Source organism: Devosia crocina, assembly GCF_900116545.1.
Classification (GTDB): domain Bacteria; phylum Pseudomonadota; class Alphaproteobacteria; order Rhizobiales; family Devosiaceae; genus Devosia; species Devosia crocina.
The window spans coordinates 998644-1017613 of sequence record NZ_FPCK01000001.1 but is presented as its reverse complement, the minus strand read 5'-3'; the positions used below and the strand labels follow the sequence as shown (position 1 = coordinate 1017613).

General features: G+C 62.0%; 13 protein-coding genes. 2 read left to right on the top strand and 11 right to left on the bottom strand.

Translation table 11 applies throughout. From position 1 onward, the window contains the following. Nucleotides 1-2: 2 nt before the first annotated feature. The 9 genes from BM364_RS04735 to BM364_RS04695 form a co-directional block, all read right to left on the bottom strand. Nucleotides 3-731, bottom strand: coding sequence for a metallophosphoesterase (locus tag BM364_RS04735; RefSeq protein WP_175528465.1), 729 nt, complete (start codon nt 729-731; stop codon nt 3-5). Continuing rightward, the gene (gene glgX / locus BM364_RS04730; RefSeq protein WP_092421548.1) at nt 728-2737 is read right to left on the bottom strand and encodes a glycogen debranching protein GlgX; all 2010 of its coding nucleotides are present in this window, start codon (nt 2735-2737) and stop codon (nt 728-730) included. Before glgX ends, BM364_RS04735 begins: the two co-directional genes overlap by 4 nt. A gap of 10 nt (nt 2738-2747) precedes the next feature. Next, complete coding sequence (locus BM364_RS04725; protein WP_092421546.1) at nt 2748-4379, bottom strand: alpha-D-glucose phosphate-specific phosphoglucomutase; 1632 nt, start codon at nt 4377-4379, stop codon at nt 2748-2750. Continuing rightward, on the bottom strand, nt 4360-5820 hold the full coding sequence (gene glgA, locus BM364_RS04720; RefSeq protein WP_092423879.1) for a glycogen synthase GlgA: 1461 nt from the start codon (nt 5818-5820) through the stop codon (nt 4360-4362). Before glgA ends, BM364_RS04725 begins: the two co-directional genes overlap by 20 nt. Further along, complete coding sequence (gene glgC / locus BM364_RS04715; protein ID WP_092421543.1) at nt 5820-7091, bottom strand: glucose-1-phosphate adenylyltransferase; 1272 nt, start codon at nt 7089-7091, stop codon at nt 5820-5822. The genes glgA and glgC overlap by 1 nt, the downstream gene beginning before the upstream one ends. A gap of 56 nt (nt 7092-7147) precedes the next feature. Then, nucleotides 7148-9337: a 1,4-alpha-glucan branching protein GlgB gene (gene glgB, locus BM364_RS04710; RefSeq protein WP_092421540.1), complete on the bottom strand. Its 2190-nt coding sequence runs from the start codon at nt 9335-9337 to the stop codon at nt 7148-7150. A 99-nt stretch (nt 9338-9436) separates the two neighbouring features. Further along, nucleotides 9437-11908: a glycogen/starch/alpha-glucan phosphorylase gene (locus BM364_RS04705; RefSeq protein ID WP_092421537.1), complete on the bottom strand. Its 2472-nt coding sequence runs from the start codon at nt 11906-11908 to the stop codon at nt 9437-9439. Nucleotides 11909-12003: 95 nt separating this feature from the next. Next, entirely contained in the window at nt 12004-13857 is a 1854-nt protein-coding gene (locus BM364_RS04700) for a monovalent cation:proton antiporter-2 (CPA2) family protein (RefSeq protein WP_092421534.1), read from the bottom strand. A gap of 97 nt (nt 13858-13954) precedes the next feature. Next, on the bottom strand, nt 13955-15202 hold the full coding sequence (locus tag BM364_RS04695) for an AI-2E family transporter (protein ID WP_092421531.1): 1248 nt from the start codon (nt 15200-15202) through the stop codon (nt 13955-13957). 139 nt (nt 15203-15341) lie between these two features. Here BM364_RS04695 and BM364_RS04690 point away from each other — a divergent pair, with 139 nt between their 5' ends. After that, on the top strand, nt 15342-16283 hold the full coding sequence (locus BM364_RS04690) for a nucleoside hydrolase (protein ID WP_092421528.1): 942 nt from the start codon (nt 15342-15344) through the stop codon (nt 16281-16283). 13 nt (nt 16284-16296) lie between these two features. On the opposite strand, the gene BM364_RS04685 is transcribed toward BM364_RS04690, so the two are convergent. Both BM364_RS04685 and BM364_RS04680 read right to left on the bottom strand, forming a co-directional pair. Then, entirely contained in the window at nt 16297-16491 is a 195-nt protein-coding gene (locus BM364_RS04685; RefSeq protein ID WP_092421525.1) for a hypothetical protein, read from the bottom strand. Nucleotides 16492-16553: 62 nt separating this feature from the next. Further along, nucleotides 16554-18134, bottom strand: a complete 1581-nt coding sequence (locus BM364_RS04680; RefSeq protein WP_092421522.1) for an ABC-F family ATP-binding cassette domain-containing protein — start codon at nt 18132-18134, stop codon at nt 16554-16556. A 182-nt stretch (nt 18135-18316) separates the two neighbouring features. Here BM364_RS04680 and BM364_RS04675 point away from each other — a divergent pair, with 182 nt between their 5' ends. Next, a complete protein-coding gene (locus tag BM364_RS04675) occupies nt 18317-18928 on the top strand; it encodes a LysE family translocator (RefSeq protein ID WP_092421519.1) in 612 nt (203 codons plus the stop codon). The last annotated feature ends 42 nt before the right edge of the window (nt 18929-18970 follow it).

Here is an 18970-nt window from a genome sequence, read left to right as displayed (position 1 = left end):
CTCTAGCCCACCATCACCACATGGCTCACCAGCCGGCCCTCGCTCCAGTGATGCAGCAATAGCCCAGGCGGATCGACGACAGCGCTTTCCCGGCCATCGAGCCGCAGCATGTTCGCTTTTTTGATCGAAGGCGCCATGGTCGCATGCCGTCCGGCAAACCGCGTAAAAAGCGCCCGATGGACATGGCCGCAGGTCAAACCGATCACGCTGTCTCCCGCGCTCTCGATCACCTCCGCCAAGGCATCGCCGTTGAAGCAGACGTTTCGATCCTTGCCGTCGATCCCGGTCGGAAACGGGTGCTGATGCTGGAAAATCAGCGTCGGCAGCATCTCGCTTCGTAGCTCGTCGGCCAGCCAGTCGAGCACGGGCGCCGCATCGCCATGATGAGCACCCTCCACCGTCACATCGAGGCCGATGATCCGCAGGTCCCCGACGACGCCCGAGACGTTGAGCGGCCAGTCACGGCTCCATCCGAATCGGCGCCCGAACACGTCCCGCATCTCGGCATGATTGTCGACATTGCCCGGCACGACAAAATAAGGACAGCCAAAGCCTTCGAGCCGCTTTTGAACGGCCCGATAGCTTTGGCTGAAGTCGTCCTCGGCGAGGTCGCCGCTCACGATCAGAATGTCAGGCTGCATCGGCATCAGCCAGTCGACCACCGCGTCCAGCCGCTCGAGCCTTTCGCTCGAGCCGTTGGCGTGGATATCGCTCAGTTGAGCAATGATCATTGCGGCTGGGTACGCACCAGCGCCAGTACGGAGCGTGCTCCGATCTGCACCTGACCGTCTTCGATGGTGACTTCGGTGTCCGGATCGGAATCGATCCCCACAGTCCATTCACCCTCTGGCAGCTGTGCCGCAACACTCTCGATCCGGCGGTTGAACCAGACCAGCACTTCGTCATCCTTGTGGCGGATATGCATGCCGAGCACCGAAGCGCCGCTGTCGTTCCAGTCGCCTTCGTTCATTTCCCTTCCGTCGGGATGAAGCCAAACGACGTCCTTGACCCCGTTGCGTTCCTCGCCGGAAAGGAAATGGTCGTGGCTGACGGCCGGATGCTCCTTGCGGAACGTATTGATCGCCGCAACGAAATCGACGAGCGTGCCGTCTGCGCCTTCCCAATCCACCCAGGAGATCTCGTTGTCCTGGGCATAGGCATTGTTGTTGCCCTGCTGGGTGCGATACATCTCGTCGCCCTGCTGGATCAGCGGCGTACCGCGCGAAAGGAACAGCGTGGCGAGCAGCGCCCGCACGTCGCGCTTGCGTGCGGCGATGATGTTGGGATCGTCCGTCTCGCCTTCGACGCCGCAATTCCACGACTGGTTGTTGTTGTGCCCGTCGCGATTGTCTTCGCCATTGGCCTCATTGTGCTTGTCGTTGTAGCTCACGAAGTCGCGGAGCGTGAAACCGTCATGCACGGCCAGCATATTCACGCCGTGGCTCGGCTTGCGACCGGCCACGTTGAACACCTCGGCCGATCCCGCCACCTTGCCGGCGAGTGCACCGATCTTGGCCGGCTCGCCCTTCCAGAAGGCCCGGATTTCGTCGCGATAGGTGTCGTTGTGCTCCTGGAATTCTTTCCCGAATTTACCGAGCGCATAGCCGCCCGGACCCGGATCCCAAGGTTCGGCAACAAGGATCGCCTTGCTCAGCACCGGATCGGCCTTGATCTTCTTGAGCATCTCGGCGTCAGGGTTGAACGCGGGATCGCGCCCCAGCACCGGAGCAAGGTCGAACCGGAAGCCGGAAACGCCCATCTCCTCGATCCAGTAACGCAGGCTTTCGATCACGAGACGCTGTACCGCCGGATGATCGCAACGAAGCGTGTTTCCGGTACCGGTATCGTTGATCAGGTGCTGCTTTCCATCCACCTCGACATAGCGATAGTAGGTGTGCGCATCGAGACCCATCATGCTGAGCATAGGGCCCTGCGCATCGCCTTCGCCGGTGTGGTTGTAGACGACGTCGAGGATCACCGAGATGCCGTTCTTGCGGTAAAGATCGGTCATCACCCGCAATTCCTGCGGACCCCGCGGGGCAAGGCGCGGATCGATGGCGAAATACGTCACCGGATTGTAGCCCCAGGCATTGGTCAGCCCCAGGGCTGGCAGGTGGCCTTCGTCGATCCAGGCGGCGGTCGGCATCAACTGCACGGTGTCGACACCGAGATACTTGAAGTGGTCGATCACGCGTTTGGTGGTCAGCGCCGCAATCGTTCCACGCAGAGGTCCCTGCACGCTCGGGTGGCGCATGGTGAACCCGCGCACATTGAGCTCGTAGAACAGGTTCGGCGCCTTTTTGCGCGGCAGGATGGTTTCAGTGCCTTCACCGACAACGATCGCCTTGGGCATCAGCGGCGCGGTGTCCACAGCCTCTTCGCGAGGCAGGCGCAAACGCGGCGAGCGCACGAACACCCGGTCCAGCCGGCGGGCATAGGGATCGACAAGCAGCTTGTTGGGATCGAAGAAATAGCCCTGGTCCGGATCGTAGCGGCCATCGGCCCGCAGGCCGTAGCGCGCACCCGCCCCGATGCCGGCGATCAGGCCGGCATGGATATTGTCTTCGTGCACATCCAGTTCGAACCGGTCGATTTCCTGGTCCTGCTCATCATAGAGCGAAACCCAGATCGCGCTGGCAGCTTCCGAATAGACCGCGAAATTGACCCCGTCGGGCGTGATCGTGGCACCGAGTTTGTCGATGGTCCCGGCGCCGGGAACGAGTTGCGGACCGGTCATTGCGGTGCGCTCAAGTGATGACACTGGGTTCGGTGCGGCCGGTTCGGGCTTTGATCCCAGCAAGGGATTCGGCGATCCCGATGAGGGGGGCAAGGGCATGCTGGGTATCGAGGTCGTGTTGTCCATCGGTGGGCTCATAGCGTTCGAGGTAGACCCGCAACGTGGCCCCTACGGTACCGGTTCCCGACAGCCTCAGCACAATCCGCGAACCGTCTGCAAACCCTATGCGCACGCCCTGCATGGAACTGGTCGAGCCATCCACCGGATCATGATAGGTAAAGTCATCGGCATAGGCGACCTCAAGCCCCTCAAGCACCTGTCCCGCCAGCGCTGGCAGCCGCCCGCGAAGATCCGTCATCAGCGCATTGGCGATGGCGCTGTCCACTTCTTCATAGTCGTGCCGCGTATAGTAGTTGCGCCCGTAGCTCGCCCAGTGCTCGCGCACGATCGCATCGACACCCTGCTTGCGCACCGCAAGGATGTTGAGCCAGAGCAGCACCGCCCATAACCCGTCCTTTTCGCGCACATGGTTGGAGCCGGTTCCGGCGCTTTCTTCGCCGCAGATCGTCACCCGGCCTGCATCGAGGAGGTTACCGAAAAACTTCCAGCCTGTTGGGGTCTCGTGCATCTCGATGCCGAGCTTTTCTGCCACCCTATCCGCCGCAGCGCTCGTCGGCATGGAGCGGGCGATGCCTGCGATACCATCCTTGTAGCCCGGCGCCAGATGCGCATTCGCAGCCAGCAGCGCCAATGAATCCGAAGGGGTAACGAACCGGTTCTTGCCGATGATCAGGTTGCGGTCCCCATCCCCGTCCGACGCCGCCCCGAAATCGGGTCCGTCCTCGGTCATCAGCAGGTCGTACATATCCTTGCAATAGACTAGATTGGGATCGGGATGACCGTCGTTGAACGATGGCGACGGCGTGCCGTTGATCACCGTACCCTTGGGCGCACCCAGCATGTCTTCGATTATCGTGTGCGCGTAGGGCCCCGTGACCGCATGCATGGCGTCGAACGTCATGCGGAAACCACTGGCGAACAGCGCGCGGATCGCCTCGAAATCGAACAGCTCCTCCATCAGGGCGGCATAGTCCTTGACCGGGTCGATCACCTCGACCGTCATGTCGCCAACCGTCTGCGTGCCGATTGTGCCAAGATCGATATCTGCGGTGTCGAGCGTCTTGTAGCTGTCGATCACCTTTGTTCGCGCAAAAACGGCATCGGTGATCTTTTCAGGTGCCGGGCCGCCATTGCCCACATTATACTTGATGCCGAAATCGCCTTCCGGGCCGCCCGGATTATGGCTGGCGGATAGGACCAGGCCCCCGAAAGCCTTGTACTTTCGAATGACGTTGCTGGCCGCCGGCGTCGAGAGAATACCGCCCTGCCCCACCATCACCTTGCCAAAGCCATTGGCTGCGGCGATGCGGATGGCCTTCTGAATGGCGACATCGTTGAAAAAGCGGCCGTCGCCCCCGATCACCAGGGTCTTTCCCGCAAAGCCTTCGAGACTGTCGAAAATCGACTGGACGAAGTTCTCGACATAATTGGCCTGCTGGAAGACCGGCACGCGCTTGCGCAAGCCCGATGTGCCCGGCTTCTGGTCGGTATATGGCGTAGTGTTAATGGTCTTGATCGTCATCGAGCTTCAGTCCTATCAGCGAGGCATAGAGCTGGGCGTAGCGGGCAGCGCTGGTTTCCCAGCTCACGTCCGATTTCATCCCGCGCCTCTGCATTTTCTTCCATGATTTCTCATCGGCATAGAGCGCCAGCGTGCGGCGGATGGCATTGGCCAGCCCATCCTGGCTCGGTGGGGCAAACTGCACCCCTGTTGCCACTTCCGCCTGCAGCGCTGCCACATTGGCGTCGATCACCGTGTCGTTGAGCCCGCCGACGCGGCTCACCAGCGGCACGCAGCCATAGCGCAGCGCATAAAGTTGGGTGAGGCCACACGGCTCGAACCGCGAGGGCACCACGATCACATCCGCCCCGCCCTGCAGCAAATGGCTGAGCTGTTCGTTGTAACCGGTCACAAGCCCCACGCGCCCCGGATGGGCGACGCTGGCCGCCCGGATCGCGTTTTCAAGCTCGGCTTCGCCTGAACCCAGAACCGCAAGCTGCGCGCCATGAGACACCAGTAGCTCGATACACCCGGCCAGGAGGTCGATGCCCTTTTGCCAGGTGAGGCGGCTGACCACGGCAAAAAGCGGACCATTGGACGGCTCGAGCCCGAATGCTTCCTGCACAGCCGCCTTGTTCAAGTTGCGGCTGCCGAGCGAATTGACCGAATAGGTGGAGCGCAGGCTCTGGTCCGTCGAGGGATTCCAGGCGTCCATGTCGATGCCGTTGAGCACGCCGAACACGGTTTCGCTGCGGTTGTTCAGCAGCCCATCGAGACCCATGCCGAAATCTGGTGTGCGGATTTCGGCGGCATAGGTGGGGGACACGGTCGTGACCACATCGGCGCACTCGACGCCCGACTTGAGATAGCCCACGCCCCCGTAATACTCGACGCCCTCGAGCGAAAACGCATGCGGCGGCAGACGCAATTGTCCGAAAATGTCGGAGCCGAACGTACCCTGGAACGCCATGTTGTGAACGGTCATCACTGTCTTCAGCGTCGAGGACGGACCGTATTTGACATAGGCGGGCACGAGCCCTGCCTGCCAGTCATGAGCATGGATGATATGAGGACGGTAGCCCTCGACCAGTCCCAGCCCCAGTTCCGAAGCCACCCAGGAGAGCGCCGCAAATCGCTTCCAGTTGTCCGGCCAGTCCCACCCCTCCGGGCCCACATATGGATTGCCCGGGCGATCATAAAGCGCGGGAGCATCGAGCATGATGATGTCGAGCCCGCCCGCGCGGCCCGCAAAGAGCCGCGCCTCAACCCCGAAGAGATCGGCAAAGTAGTAGACCTCGCGCGAGGGACCCATCTTGGCCTTGACGGCAGGATAGCCCGGCACCAGCGTGCGCATGGAGACGCCATTCTTGCTCAGCGCCGCCGGCAGGGCGCCGGCGACGTCGGCCAGCCCGCCCGTCTTGATCAGCGGATAGATTTCCGATGTGACGGAAAGAACCTCGATCATCGATCGGCCAGGTAACGATTGACCATGGGCTGGGTGATCAGCGTCACGCCATCCTCGGTGCGCCGGAACCACTTGTCGTCGAATTCGGGATCTTCCCCGACCACCAGTCCCTCGGGAATGGACACGCCACGATCGATGACGACCTTCTTGAGCCGCGCATTGCGCCCGATATCGCAATAGGGCAGCACCACAGCCTGATCGAGCACCGAGTAGGAATGAACACGCGAGCCTGTCGAGAGCAGCGTCTGCTGCAGGTGACCGCCCGAGATGATGCAATCCCCCGACACCAGCGAATTGACCGCCGAGCCGCGCCGCCCGTCGAAATCATGCACGAACTTGGCCGGCGGGGTAATTTCCGCATGGGTCCAGATCGGCCAGTCACGATCGTAGAGATCGAGCTGCGGCGTGATATCGGTCAGATCGATATTGGCTTTCCAATAGGCATCGACCGTACCCACATCGCGCCAATAGGAAACCGACTCGTTACTGGACCGGACGCAGGAGCGTGGAAAGCGATGCGCCCAGGCCGTGCCGTTCTTGACGATATAGGGGATGATATCCTTGCCGAAATCCCGGCTCGAGCCTTCCGTCGCCGCGTCCCGGCGCAGCTGTTCCATCAGGAACCGGGTCTCGAACACATAGATGCCCATCGAGGCAAGCGCCATGTCCGGCTTGTCCGGGATACCTGGCGGATCCTTGGGTTTTTCGACAAAATCGACGACGCGGTCGCGCCCGTCGACATGCATCACGCCAAAGCCCGTGGCTTCCATGCGCGGCACTTCGAGGCAGCCGATGGTTACATCGGCGCCCGTGTCCACATGCTGGCGCAGCATGATTTCGTAGTCCATCTTGTAGATATGGTCGCCGGCCAGCAGCACGATATAGCGCGCGCCGTAATCCTCGATGATGTCCATGTTCTGATAGACCGCATCGGCGGTCCCGGCATACCACATGTCTTCCTTCACCCGCTGGCTTGCGGGCAGCACATCGAAGCTTTCGTTGCGCTCGGTCCTGAGGAAGTTCCAGCCACGCTGCAGGTGGCGGATAAGACTGTGCGCCTGATATTGCGTTGCCACCGAAATGCGGCGAATGCCCGAATTTATGGCATTGCTCAGCGCAAAATCGATGATGCGCGACTTGCCGCCAAAGTAGACCGCCGGCTTGGCGCGCCGATCGGTCAATTCCATCAGCCGCGTTCCCCGGCCACCCGCCAGCACATAAGCCATGGCTTCGCGCGCCAGCGGAGACGGTACCCTGTAATCAGCCATTTACTTCCCTCCACTCGTGCCCGCCTGCCGCGGGACGTATTGCACCCAAAACCGGATCACTCCGGCTCATACTTCAGAAACAGTGTCGCAAGCGGCGGTAGATAAAGCTCGAGTTCCGCCGCCATGTGCCGGCCTTCCACCGGCTTGGCGATCACTGCACCCTGATTTCCCGTATTCCCGCCGGCATACCAGCCGGCATCGGTATTGATCCGTTCGACCCAGCGCCCTGCAATCGGCGCGGGCACTTTATAGTTGCTGCGTGGCACTGGCGTGAAGTTGGCGATCACCAGCACCGGATCGGCGCCCTTGCTCTTGCGCAGCCAGGCATAAACCGAATTGGCCTGGTCATTGCCGATCAGCCATTCGAAGCCGTCCGGCTCGCAATCGCGCTCGTAAAGCGCGGGCAAGCTGCGATAGGCCGCGTTGAGATCGGCGACCAGCCGTCGCATCCCTTCATGAGGCGCTGCATCGAGCAGCCACCAGTCAAGGCCACGCGCTTCCGACCACTCTTCGCGCTGCGCGAACTCCTGACCCATGAACAAGAGCTTCTTGCCCGGATGCCCCCACATGAAGGCGAGATAGGCGCGCAGATTGGCAAATTGCTGCCAGTCGTCGCCCGGCATTTTTTCCAGCAACGAACCCTTGCCGTGCACCACCTCGTCATGGCTGAGCGGCAGCACGAAATTTTCCGAGAAGGCGTAAACGAGACCAAAGGTCATGTCGCCGTGGTGGTAGCGCCGGTGCACCGCCTCCCGGCTCATGAACCGGAGCGTATCGTTCATGAAGCCCATGTTCCACTTGAACCCGAATCCGAGCCCGCCGGCATAGGTCGGGTGGCTTACCCCCGGCCATGATGTCGATTCCTCGGCGATCATGAAGGCGCCGGGAAACTGACGATAAACCTCGGCATTGACGCGCTGCAGGAAGGCCACGGCCTCGAGGTTTTCATTGCCGCCATGCTTGTTGGGCACCCATTGCCCCGGCTGGCGCGAGTAATCGAGATAAAGCATCGAAGCCACCGCATCGACGCGCAGGCCGTCGATATGGAACTGCTCGAACCAATAGAGCGCGCTATTGGTCAGGAAGGCCGAAACCTCCTTGCGCCCGAAATTATAGATCGCCGTATTCCAGTCCGGGTGGAAGCCCTGTCGCGGATCCGCGTGCTCGTAAAGCGCGGTGCCGTCGAAATGCGACAGCCCGAATTCGTCGGTCGGGAAATGCGCCGGCACCCAGTCCAGGATGACGCCGAGCCCGGCCTCGTGCGCCGCATTGACGAGCCGCGCAAATCCAGCGGGATCGCCGAACCGGGCCGTCGGCGCAAACAGGCCCGTCGGCTGATAGCCCCAGCTTGGATCGAACGGATGCTCGGACACCGGCATGAATTCGAGATGGGTGTATCCCATATCCGCGGCATAGGGCACGAGCTGCTCGGCCATCTGGTCATAGCTCATGAATGTGCCATCGGGCCGGCGCCGCCAGGACCCCAGATGCACTTCGTAGATAGACATGGGCGTGCGCCGCCAGTCCTTGGACGCGCGCTCTTCCATATAGGCCTGGTCGCTCCAGGTGAATGGCGTGGGGTCGGGAACGACCGAGGCATTGCGCGGGCGCAATTCCGATTGCCGTGCAAAGGGATCTGCCTTGAGCGGCAAGACCTGGCCATTGGCGGCCACGATCTCGTATTTGTAGATCGTTCCCGTCCCCAGAACCGGAATGAACACTTCCCAATAGCCGTTGCGATTGCGCATGGGATTGCGCCGGCCATCCCAATCGTTAAAGGGCCCAACCACGGAAACGCGCCTGGCATTGGGAGCCCAGACGGCAAAGTGCGTGCCGTGCACGCCCTCGAATTTCATCTCATGGGCGCCTAGCTTGTCGAAGAGCCGCAAGTGGCTGCCTTCGCCCATGAGGTAGTCGTCCATCGGACCGAGCACTGGCCCAAACGAATATGGATCGAGAACGTCCCACTCCCCGCCCGCATTTCGGGCACGGAGCCGGATCGGCTGCCGTTCTCTGGTCTTGATCGGTCCTTCGAAGAACCCGCCGCCATGCCGGGGGATCAGGTGTCCGAGTTCCTCGCCCGCCAGCGTATAGGCCGTCACGGTTTCGGCATGGGGAATAAAGGCACGCAGCACCCAGACCCCACTGACCTCATGCAAGCCTAAAACGCCGAAGGCATTGCCATGGCGCCCCGCGACAATATCTTCAACGTCGCGGCTTTCGGCCTGCCAAACTTCCCTAGTCACGCCTCACCCCCTGGTCCCGCGAGCACTCGGCCCGCGGTCGATAACGGAAGAGGCGACAATCGGTTCAGCCCACCGACGCCGTCGCCTCTTTTATTTGCTTCAGGCTGTCTGGACGCCCCAGATATCGGCCGCATATTGCCGGATCGTGCGATCGGACGAGAAGAAACCGACATTGGCCGTGTTGCGGATCGCCATGGCGTTCCAGCGCTTTCGGTTGGTCCAGAGTTTTTCCACCTCGACCTGGGCATCCCAATAGGCGTCGAAATCACGCGCCACCATGAACCAGTCATGGTCATAGAGCCCGCCGATCAGGTCCCGATACCGGTTGGGGTCATCCGGCGAAAACACGCCTGAAGCGATCGCCTCGAGCGCTTCGCGCAGACGCGGAGACTTGTCGATCGACGAGCGCGGCACTTCGCTGCGGCTCCGCTTTTCCGCCACTTCTTCGGTCGTCATGCCGAAGATGACGATGTTGTCGTCACCCACTTCCTTGTGCATCTCGACATTGGCGCCGTCCATGGTGCCGATGGTGATCGCACCATTGGCCATGAACTTCATGTTGCCCGTACCGGAAGCTTCCATGCCTGCGGTCGAGATCTGCTCGGAAAGATCGGCTGCCGGCACGATGGTTTCGGCAAGACTGACATTGTAGTTGGGCAGGAAGGCAACCTTGAGAAGGCCCCGCACCGCCGGATCGTGGTTCACGACCCGCGCCACGTCGTTGATCAGCTTGATGATCAGCTTGGCGTTCCAGTAGCTCGGCGCCGCTTTGCCGGCAAAGATCTTGACCCGCGGCACCCATGTGCGTTCGGGATGAGCGCGGATCTCGTCGTAAAGCGCCACGGCATGGATGATGTTGAGCAATTGCCGCTTGTATTCGTGGATGCGCTTGATCTGCACGTCAAACAGCGCGTCTGGAGAAACCGAGATATTGAGCCGGTCCTTGATGACCCGGACCAGCCGCTCCTTGTTGGCGTGCTTGACGGCAGCGAACTGCTTCTGAAAGCCCGGATCCTCGGCATGCGGCGCCAGGGCATGAAGCTTTTCGATATCGTCGAGAAAGTCGGTGCCGATCCGCTCGCTGATCAGTTTGGTCAGCGCCGGATTGCATTGCATCAGCCAGCGACGCGGCGTGATGCCGTTGGTCTTGTTGTTGATGCGCTCGGGATAAAGCTTGTGCAGGTCCGCAAAGACGGTCTGCTTCATCAGGTCCGTGTGGAGGGCGGAAACGCCGTTTATCGAGTGCGAACCGACAAAGGCGAGCTGCCCCATGCGTACCCGGCGTCCGCCATGCTCGTCGATCAGCGACACATTGGCGATCTGCTGATCGTTGAACCCGGCTTTTTCCCGGGCTTCCTTCAGAATGTCTGCATTGATCTGATAGACGATCTGCATGTGGCGCGGCAAAAGGCGCTCGAGCAGCGACACCGGCCAGCTTTCGAGCGCCTCGGGCAAGAGCGTATGATTGGTATAGCCGAACGTACCCTTGGTCAGGGTCCATGCATCGGCCCATTTGATCCCGTTTTCATCAACCAGGATACGCATCAGTTCGGCGACCGAGATTGCCGGATGGGTATCGTTGAGCTGGATCGCCACCTTGTCCGGCAGCGAGCTGAGATCGCCATATTGCTGCAGGTGCCGGCGGATGATGTCCTGGAGCGAGGCCGAGGAGAAGAAGAATTCCTGCCGCAGCCGCAGTTCCTGCCCTGCCGGAGTTGAATCGGCTGGGTAAAGAACCCGCGTAATCGCTTCTGCCTTCGCGCTTTCTTCCAGTGCGCCGATATGGTCCCCGGAGTTGAACTTGTCGAGCAGGATCGGGTCGATCGGCTGCGCACTCCAGAGCCGCAGCGTGTTGACGCGCGATCCGCGCCACCCCACGATCGGCGTGTCGTAGGCGACCGCCAGCAGATGCTCGTTCGGCCGCCATTCCTGCCGCACCTCGCCATCGGGATCGCTGATCGGCTCCACATGGCCGCCGAAACCGACCTCATAGGCGCTTTCACGGCGCTCGAACTCCCAGGGGTTGCCGTGAGCCAGCCAGTCCTCCGGCAGTTCGACCTGCCAGCCCTCGCTCATTTCCTGCCGGAAGAGGCCGTGCACATACCGGATTCCATAGCCATAGGCCGGAATCTTCAGCGACGACATGGATTCAAGAAAACACGCCGCCAGCCGGCCGAGACCGCCATTGCCGAGCGCCGCATCGGGTTCGAGATTGATCAGGTCCCCCAGATCGACATCGAGATTGCGAAGCGCCTGCTGCACGGGCTCCATCAGCCCCACATTGCTCATCGCATCGCGCATCAGGCGACCAATCAGGAACTCAAGGCTCAGATAGTAGACGCGCTTGTTCGAGGTTCGCCAGGTTTCCCGCGAACTCTCCATCCAGCGATCCATCACCCGGTCGCGCACCGCCAGGATCGTCGCGCGCAGCCAATCATGCGGGCGGGCAACAATGGGATCCTTGCCGACCGAATAGATCAGCCGTTCAAGGATTTCAGCCTGTATGGCTTCAACGGTGGTCGCACGCGGCTGGGGCGTAGGAGCATCGTAGACGATCGGTTTTTGCGGCATGTCGCAATCCAGTTTTCATGACGATGTTCCCCTCATAAGCCGTCACTGTTGCACTTAATCGGTGCCCGTGAAAGCCCTTTATAGAGGGAGTTCAGTTAGTTGCCTGCTACCACTGCCGAGCGGGCGACGGCGGATTCGGCCACGGTTTCTGGAACGTTGACGCCACTCTCGCGCGCCTGTTCCTGGGCATTGCTGATCAGCAGGCGGTCGAGATTGCGCCAGTCTTCGCCTCCCAGTTGCAGCTCGAAGCGCTGCTGGTCCCGGTTGCGAACACCCTCGATGACATCTGCAGCCTCTTGTTCGCTGGCGCCGAGCAGGTTGATCGCCGCACCACCGAACGCCACGGCCGACTCAAAGGTTTCCCTGTGCTGATATTCGACCCCGGCCTGCACCAGTTCGATCGCGTGCGAACGGTCATAGGCGCGCGCCATCACCCGGGCCAGGGGAAACTCGTCCCGCAGCAACTCGGCAATGCGCGTCGTCTGAACCTTGTCGTCGGTGCACACCAGGATCAGGTCCGCTGTTCCCGCGCCTGCCGCCCGCAGGATATCGAGCCGCGTGCCATCCCCATAATAGACCTTGAACCCGATCTGGGCCGCAGCCCGGATCATGTCGGTATCGTTGTCGATGATCGAGACCGAGTGGCGCATGGCAAGAAGCGGCTGGCTGGCGATCTGTCCGAAGCGCCCGAAGCCGATGATCAGCACGCGCCCGGTCAGGCCGTCCGCTGCCTCGACGCCGTCCATGGATTGCACGTGTCTGGGCATGAAATAGCGCATCCCAATCAAGGCAAAAGGCGTCAGCACCATCGAGATGATAACCGTTGCGGTGAAGATGGCATTGGTCGGCCCGTCGATGATCCCGGCCGAGACGGCGGTGGTATAAAGCACGAAGGCGAATTCACCACCCTGTCCCATCAGCACGGCGCGTTCCAGCGCCTCGCCATGGCTCGAGCGCAAGACGCGCGCGATCGCATAGATCGCGAACCCTTTGACAAGCATGAAGCACAGGACGCTGAGCGCGATGATCTGCCAGTTGCCGAGCACGATGCCGAGATCAAGCGACATGCCCACCGCCATGAAGAACAGCCCCAGAAGCAAGCCTCTGAACGGCTCGACATCGGCTTCGAGCTGGTGCTTGAAGGTCGAGGTCGACAGCAGCACACCGGCCAGAAACGCGCCCATGGCCATGGAAAGTCCGCTGACCTCGAACAGCAGCGCCGCCCCCAGCACCACGAACAGGGCCGCCGCCGTCATTACCTCCCGCACCTTGGCCGAAGCCAGCAGCGCAAAAAACGGGTTCATCACCCTGCGCCCCAGGATGATCAGCAGCAAAACCGCTCCGATTGCCGCCGCAAAACCGATCGTACGCGCCAGCATGGATTGATCTTCGCCCGTGGGCGCCAGAAGCGCCACCACAGCCAGCAGCGGCACGATCGCCAGATCCTCGAGCAGCAGCACTGAAACGATCTTCTGCCCGCTTTCGCTCGAAAGCTCGCCACGCTCCCCCAGGATCTGCATGACGATAGCCGTGGAGGTCAGCACAAATCCCATGCCGAACACGAATGCCACCACCGGCGCGAACCCGAGAAGAATTCCGATGCCGGTCAGGAGCACGCCGCATCCGCCGACCTGGAGCATCCCGAGCCCAAAAATCTGCTTGCGCAAGGCCCAGAGCCGGCTCGGCTCCATTTCGAGCCCGATGATAAACAGAAACATCACGACGCCGAGTTCGGCCAGATGCAGGATCGAGGCAGGATCAGCGATCAGCGCAAGCCCGGATGGGCCGAGCAACAGGCCCGCCGCAAGATAGCCGAGTACCGAGCCGAGCCCGAAGCGCTTGAACAGCGGCACGGCCACCACGCCGGCCGCCAGCATTGCGACCACGGGAACGAGGTCGATGGCTCCATGCGCTGCATCGGCTGCATGCGCCACAGCTTCGCCTGCCATGATTCTACTCCGGTCGCTCCGTTTAGGCGCGACAGTGTGGCGCGGGGGGAGATCCCGTCAAGCCACCCGGATGCATCGGTGCCCTGCGGATGCTGGATCAGGTTTTCGCTTCGATTCCGGTCGGCGCCGTGCCATCGGGCGGCTCGAGCCGCTCCTGCTTACGCTGCTCGTTGTCGTTGGTCTCTTCTTCGCGCTGTTCGCGGATGACCTGGGCAGCATTGGCCAGCAGTTCCTCGCGCTCGGTCATGTAGCGCGTGCGGCGCACCGGCCTTTTGGGCGCCACCGGCTTGCTCGGCAGCGTATGGGTCAGAACCGAAGTGGCGATCAGCAGCGTCGGGACCGCGACAAGTCCCCCTACCGGTCCCCAGGCCCAGAGCCAGAAGGTGATCGAGAGAAAGATGATAAACGGGTTGAGCGTCATCGTCCGGCCGATAAAATGAGGCGTGATGATCTGCCCCTCGACGAAGTTGACGCCCATGTAGCAAAGAGCCGGCAGAAGGATCTGCTGGATGTTGGTCTGCGTACCCAGTCCTACCGCGAGCAGGATCAGGATCATCGTGCCCTGCCCCACATAGGGGATATAGTTGAGCACGGCCGCCAGGGCACCCCAGAGGATCGGCGATGGCATGCCGATGATCCACATGATGAGCGTCACCGCGCATCCGACGCAGAGATTGATGAAGGTGATGGAAAGCAGAAACCGGCTCACCTTGTTTTCGACATCGCGAAATACATGCGCCGTGCGCCACCGCATGCGGCGCGTAACGCACAGCGACAGCACCGAAATGCGGATATGATCGCGCGTTGCCACAAAAAAGTAGAGGCTGGCGAGAAAGATCAGCATCTGCGCCAGCACAGCCGGCGCCAACAGCGCCACGCTCGCCATGGCGCCGCCATCCTCCACATTGACCCGCATCGCAGTGTCACCACCCCAGATATCGTTGAGCTGCGTCTGGAACTGAGAAAACGACTCGAGCGGCTCCTTGAGATTGGCGAGCTGGGCCTGCAGCTTCTCCCAGATCAGTGGCGCCCGCGCGACCCACTCGCTCAGCGGCAAGGCAAAGACCACGATGCCACCGGCTATAATGCCAAGGAGAAGCAAAACGACGATAGCGGCTGATAGCGCCGGCGGCACCCCGAACGACTCGACCCGATCCGCCACCGGCCCGAACATCAGCCCCACCACGATCGCCAGTGTCACCGGCGCGAGAAACACCTGCCCTGCCTGCAGCACGACAAGCAGCACCACACAGCCCATGGCCACGATGGCGAGCCGCGCCGCGTTGTTGAGGACGCGCTCGAACTGACTTTCGCTCATGGCTTCGGAGTGCGGCCGTATCGGCATGGCTTGAACTCACCAGTGGTGACTGCCGCATACAACGTTGCCTTAACCTTTATGTTCCGTCCGCAAACGCCCGGTCGACCGATGGCTTCGCGCCCGCTAAAGTCCGCCTGTTTTCAACCGGTTCGCCTCAGGATTACCCATGCCGCGCAAGATCATCATCGATACCGATCCGGGACAGGACGACGCCGTCGCCATTCTTCTGGCGCTCGCCTCGCCTGAAGATTTCGAGGTGATGGGCGTCGTCGCGGTCGCGGGCAATGTGGGCCTTCACCACAATGCCACCAACGCGCGCAAGGTGGTCGAGCTTGCCGGCCGCAAGGATGTGCCCGTTTATGCCGGTTGCGCCCGCCCCATGCGCCGAACTCTTGTCACAGCCGAACACGTCCATGGCGACACCGGGCTCAACGGACCCGACCTGCCCGCCCCCAGCTTCGAGTTGCAGCCCGAGCACGGCGTCGACTATCTCATTGAAACCTTCATGCAGGCCGACCCCGGCACCATCACGCTCTGCACCCTGGGCCCTCTGACCAATGTCGCCATGGCGCTCGTTAAGGAGCCGCGCATCGCCGAGCGGATTGCTGAAATCGTCATGATGGGCGGGGCCTATTTCGAAGTCGGCAACATCACGCCGGCTGCCGAGTTCAACATCTATGTCGATCCCGATGCCGCCGACATCGTGTTCCGCAGCGGCATCAAGCTTACCGTTCTGCCCCTCGACGTCACCCATCAGATGCAGGCGACGCCGGAGCGGCTTCAAGCCTTTCGCGCCATCGGCAACAAGGCCGGCCAGGCCGTCTATGAAATGCTCAGCTTCTCGCAGGGCTTCGATCTCGCCAAATACGGCTGGGCAGGTGCGCCGCTCCACGATCCCACCGTTATCGCCTACCTCATTGACCCAGGCCTGTTCGAGGGACGCCTGTGCAATGTCACCATCGAGACGGCAAGCGAGCTTACCATCGGCATGACCGTCACGGACTACTGGCACGTCACGGACCGGCCCCGGAACGCCACCTATATCCGGTCGGGCAATGCCGAAGGCTTCTATTGTCTTCTCACCGAAAGGATCGCGCGCCTGCCCTAGGGCGCGGAAGAGTCTAGTTGTTCCAAAGGTAGAACATCGTTCCGCACACGATGATGAAAACACCGATAGCGATCACGAGGCGCACCATGCCGCCTGATCCCATCGTGCCCATCACCGCCCTCTCCGCCGGGCCGGCCCCTTGATCGTCAAGGTTCGGCCGCTTGGCCGGATCGGTGAAATCGACATTGGGTCTGTCAGGATCGGCCATGGTGCGCGCCCTCGTCTTGCATCACTGGCCGACCAACGACACGAAGGGGCAATGGTTGCCCTTCAGCCCAGCACCACCTCACGCGTTATGGCGATGGCATCGAGAAAGGCGCGATCGTGGCTGATCACCAGCAGCGCCCCGTCGAAGGCCCGTAATCCTGCTTCCACCTGCTCGACGGCCTCGACATCGAGGTGATTGGTGGGCTCGTCCAGCACCAGCAGGATCGGCGGGGTCTTTCCACCCAGCGCACAGGCAAGTCCAGCCCGCAGCATCTCGCCCCCGCTCAGCGTCCCCACCCTTTGCAGAGCCGCGTCGGCCCGGAAGCTGAAGGCGGCCAGCAAGGCCCGGCAGTCATTCTCCGAGCTGTCGGGGTTGAGCCTGCGGAAATTGCCGAGGATGGTTTCGCTGCGGTCGAGCAGGCCAACCTGCTGGTCCAGCAATGCAAAGGGGCCACCTATATGCACCGCCCCGGCAAAAGGCTGCAATTGGCCGGTGAGCAACTTGAGCAGCGTTGTTTTCCCCGCGCCGTTCGGACCGGTCAGAGCCACGCGTTCCGGCCCGGTCATCTCGAACGCAAAATCGCGGATAATCGGCGCGTCCCGGTCGTAGCCACCGGTCAGTTCGCTCGCGCGCAGCACCACCTTTCCCGCCGGCAGATGGCTCGGCGCGAGCTTGACCGCAAAGGGCGTCAGCACCTCTATCTTTTCGCGGGCCGTGCGAGCCTGCTCCGCGGCAGCGCTGGCCTGCTTTTCGGCAAGCGTATCGAGGCCACCCGCCGTTTCCTCGGCTCGCCGCTTCAAGCCGCCTGCAACGATCTTGGGAATGTCGCCCCGCGCACCCTTGCGCCTGCCTCCAGCATCGCGCCGGGCCTGCTTTTCGCGTGCATCCTGCGCCTTGCGCGCCGCCTCCCGGATCTGGCGCTCGGCCACATCCCGATCATGCTCCGCTGCGGAAAGCTCGAGCGCCTTTCGCTCCCGATACTGCGTCCAGCCCCCGCCATAGCTCGTGGCACCCAGGCTCGTCAGCTCGACTATGGCATCAACCGTTTCGAGCAAGGCCCTGTCGTGACTCACGATTATCGCCGCCCCGCGCCACCGCGCCAGAAGGTCGGCCACACCGGCCCGACCTTCGGCATCGAGATTGTTTGTCGGTTCGTCGAGAATGATCAGGTCCGGCTCGGCAAAAATCAGCGCTGCCAGCGCCGCACGCGTCCGTTGTCCGCCAGAAAGCGTCAGGAGGCGGGTCTTGTCGGTCACCGCAAGGCCGAGTTGGCCGAGCGCTTCCTCAAGCCGCGCCTCGAGCGTCCAGTCAGCTGCACTCAGCTCATCGAGCGTGGCTTCTCCTCGCCCCGCCCGCTCGAGCAGGTCGATCCCCTCGCGAACCCCGAAGAGGTCGGCAATGGTGTCCTCCGGCCCCGGCTGAACCTCCTGGCGCAACACGCCGATGCGCCCCGTGCCGGAAACGGTGCCGCTCGTGGGCGTCAGCTCGCCGGCAATCAGCCGCAGCAGCGTCGTCTTGCCCACGCCATTGCGCCCCACAAGGCCGGTGCGCCCAGGACCGAATGTCAGGTCGAGATTGGAGAAGAGTGTCTGGCCGTCAGGGCCGGCGAAGGAAAGACGCGAAATCGTTACGGATACGGGCATGGAACAAGGTTTCTCCAAGGGCAAGGCAGGTCGGCATTGCGTTGGAGAGACGTTCCATCAGGCACCATCCGGTCGAGTTGCGATCTCATAAGTGTAGCGCGCCCACTGCTGGCGTCAACCGCCACTGGTCAAGTCCGGTCGCCAGCGCTAGTGTCCGGCTCTCGCTGCGCCGGACTGCCTCCATGGATCTTCTCACCCTCGCCACCTTTACCCTTGCCTATGCCATCGCCGTGCTCGTGCCCGGTCCGGGTGTCGCCGCCGTGGTTGCTCGCGCCCTCGGTGGCGGGTTCAAGGGCGCCTTTCCCATGGTGCTGGGTATTCTCGCCGGCGATCTTGTTTATTTCGTCTTCGCCGTTTTCGGCCTTGCCGCCATCGCGACGCTCTTCTGGCCGGTCTTTGTCGTCGTCCGCTGGGCCGGCGCTGCCTATCTTCTCTACATCGCCTGGAAATTCTGGACCGCCAAACCCGGCACCGAGCAGATGAAACCTCGCAACGAGAACGCCTGGAAGACCTTTCTCGCCGGTTTCTCCCTCACCATGGGCAATCCCAAGACCATCGTCTTCTACCTTGCGATCCTGCCCACGGTCATTCCGCTGCACCAGATGACCCCGCTCGCCTTTGTCGAACTCACCGCTATCGTGGTGGTCGTCCTGTTGCTGATCGGCTGCGGTTATGCCTGGCTCGCCTCGGCCGCCCGCGAGATGTTCCGCAGCCAAAAGGCGCTGGGGCGGCTCAACAAGACCGCAGGCGCCATGATGGCCACGGCCGCCGGCCTTGTCGTTCTCCAGCACTGATTAAGCAGCCGCTAACCCTCCTTTGCCATTGTGCGGTTATGG

What these genes read in the sequence shown, in the direction of transcription:
- glgX (WP_092421548.1), bottom strand. Translation starts at nt 2,737, where the DNA reads ATGACCGGTCCGCAACTCGTTCCCGGCGCCGGGACCATCGACAAACTC.
- BM364_RS04700 (WP_092421534.1), bottom strand. Translation starts at nt 13,857, where the DNA reads ATGGCAGGCGAAGCTGTGGCGCATGCAGCCGATGCAGCGCATGGAGCC.
- BM364_RS04735 (WP_175528465.1), bottom strand. Translation starts at nt 731, where the DNA reads ATGATCATTGCTCAACTGAGCGATATCCACGCCAACGGCTCGAGCGAA.
- BM364_RS04690 (WP_092421528.1), top strand. Translation starts at nt 15,342, where the DNA reads ATGCCGCGCAAGATCATCATCGATACCGATCCGGGACAGGACGACGCC.
- BM364_RS04725 (WP_092421546.1), bottom strand. Translation starts at nt 4,379, where the DNA reads ATGACGATCAAGACCATTAACACTACGCCATATACCGACCAGAAGCCG.
- BM364_RS04695 (WP_092421531.1), bottom strand. Translation starts at nt 15,202, where the DNA reads ATGCCGATACGGCCGCACTCCGAAGCCATGAGCGAAAGTCAGTTCGAG.
- BM364_RS04705 (WP_092421537.1), bottom strand. Translation starts at nt 11,908, where the DNA reads ATGCCGCAAAAACCGATCGTCTACGATGCTCCTACGCCCCAGCCGCGT.
- BM364_RS04680 (WP_092421522.1), bottom strand. Translation starts at nt 18,134, where the DNA reads ATGCCCGTATCCGTAACGATTTCGCGTCTTTCCTTCGCCGGCCCTGAC.
- glgC (WP_092421543.1), bottom strand. Translation starts at nt 7,091, where the DNA reads ATGGCTGATTACAGGGTACCGTCTCCGCTGGCGCGCGAAGCCATGGCT.
- BM364_RS04675 (WP_092421519.1), top strand. Translation starts at nt 18,317, where the DNA reads ATGGATCTTCTCACCCTCGCCACCTTTACCCTTGCCTATGCCATCGCC.
- BM364_RS04685 (WP_092421525.1), bottom strand. Translation starts at nt 16,491, where the DNA reads ATGGCCGATCCTGACAGACCCAATGTCGATTTCACCGATCCGGCCAAG.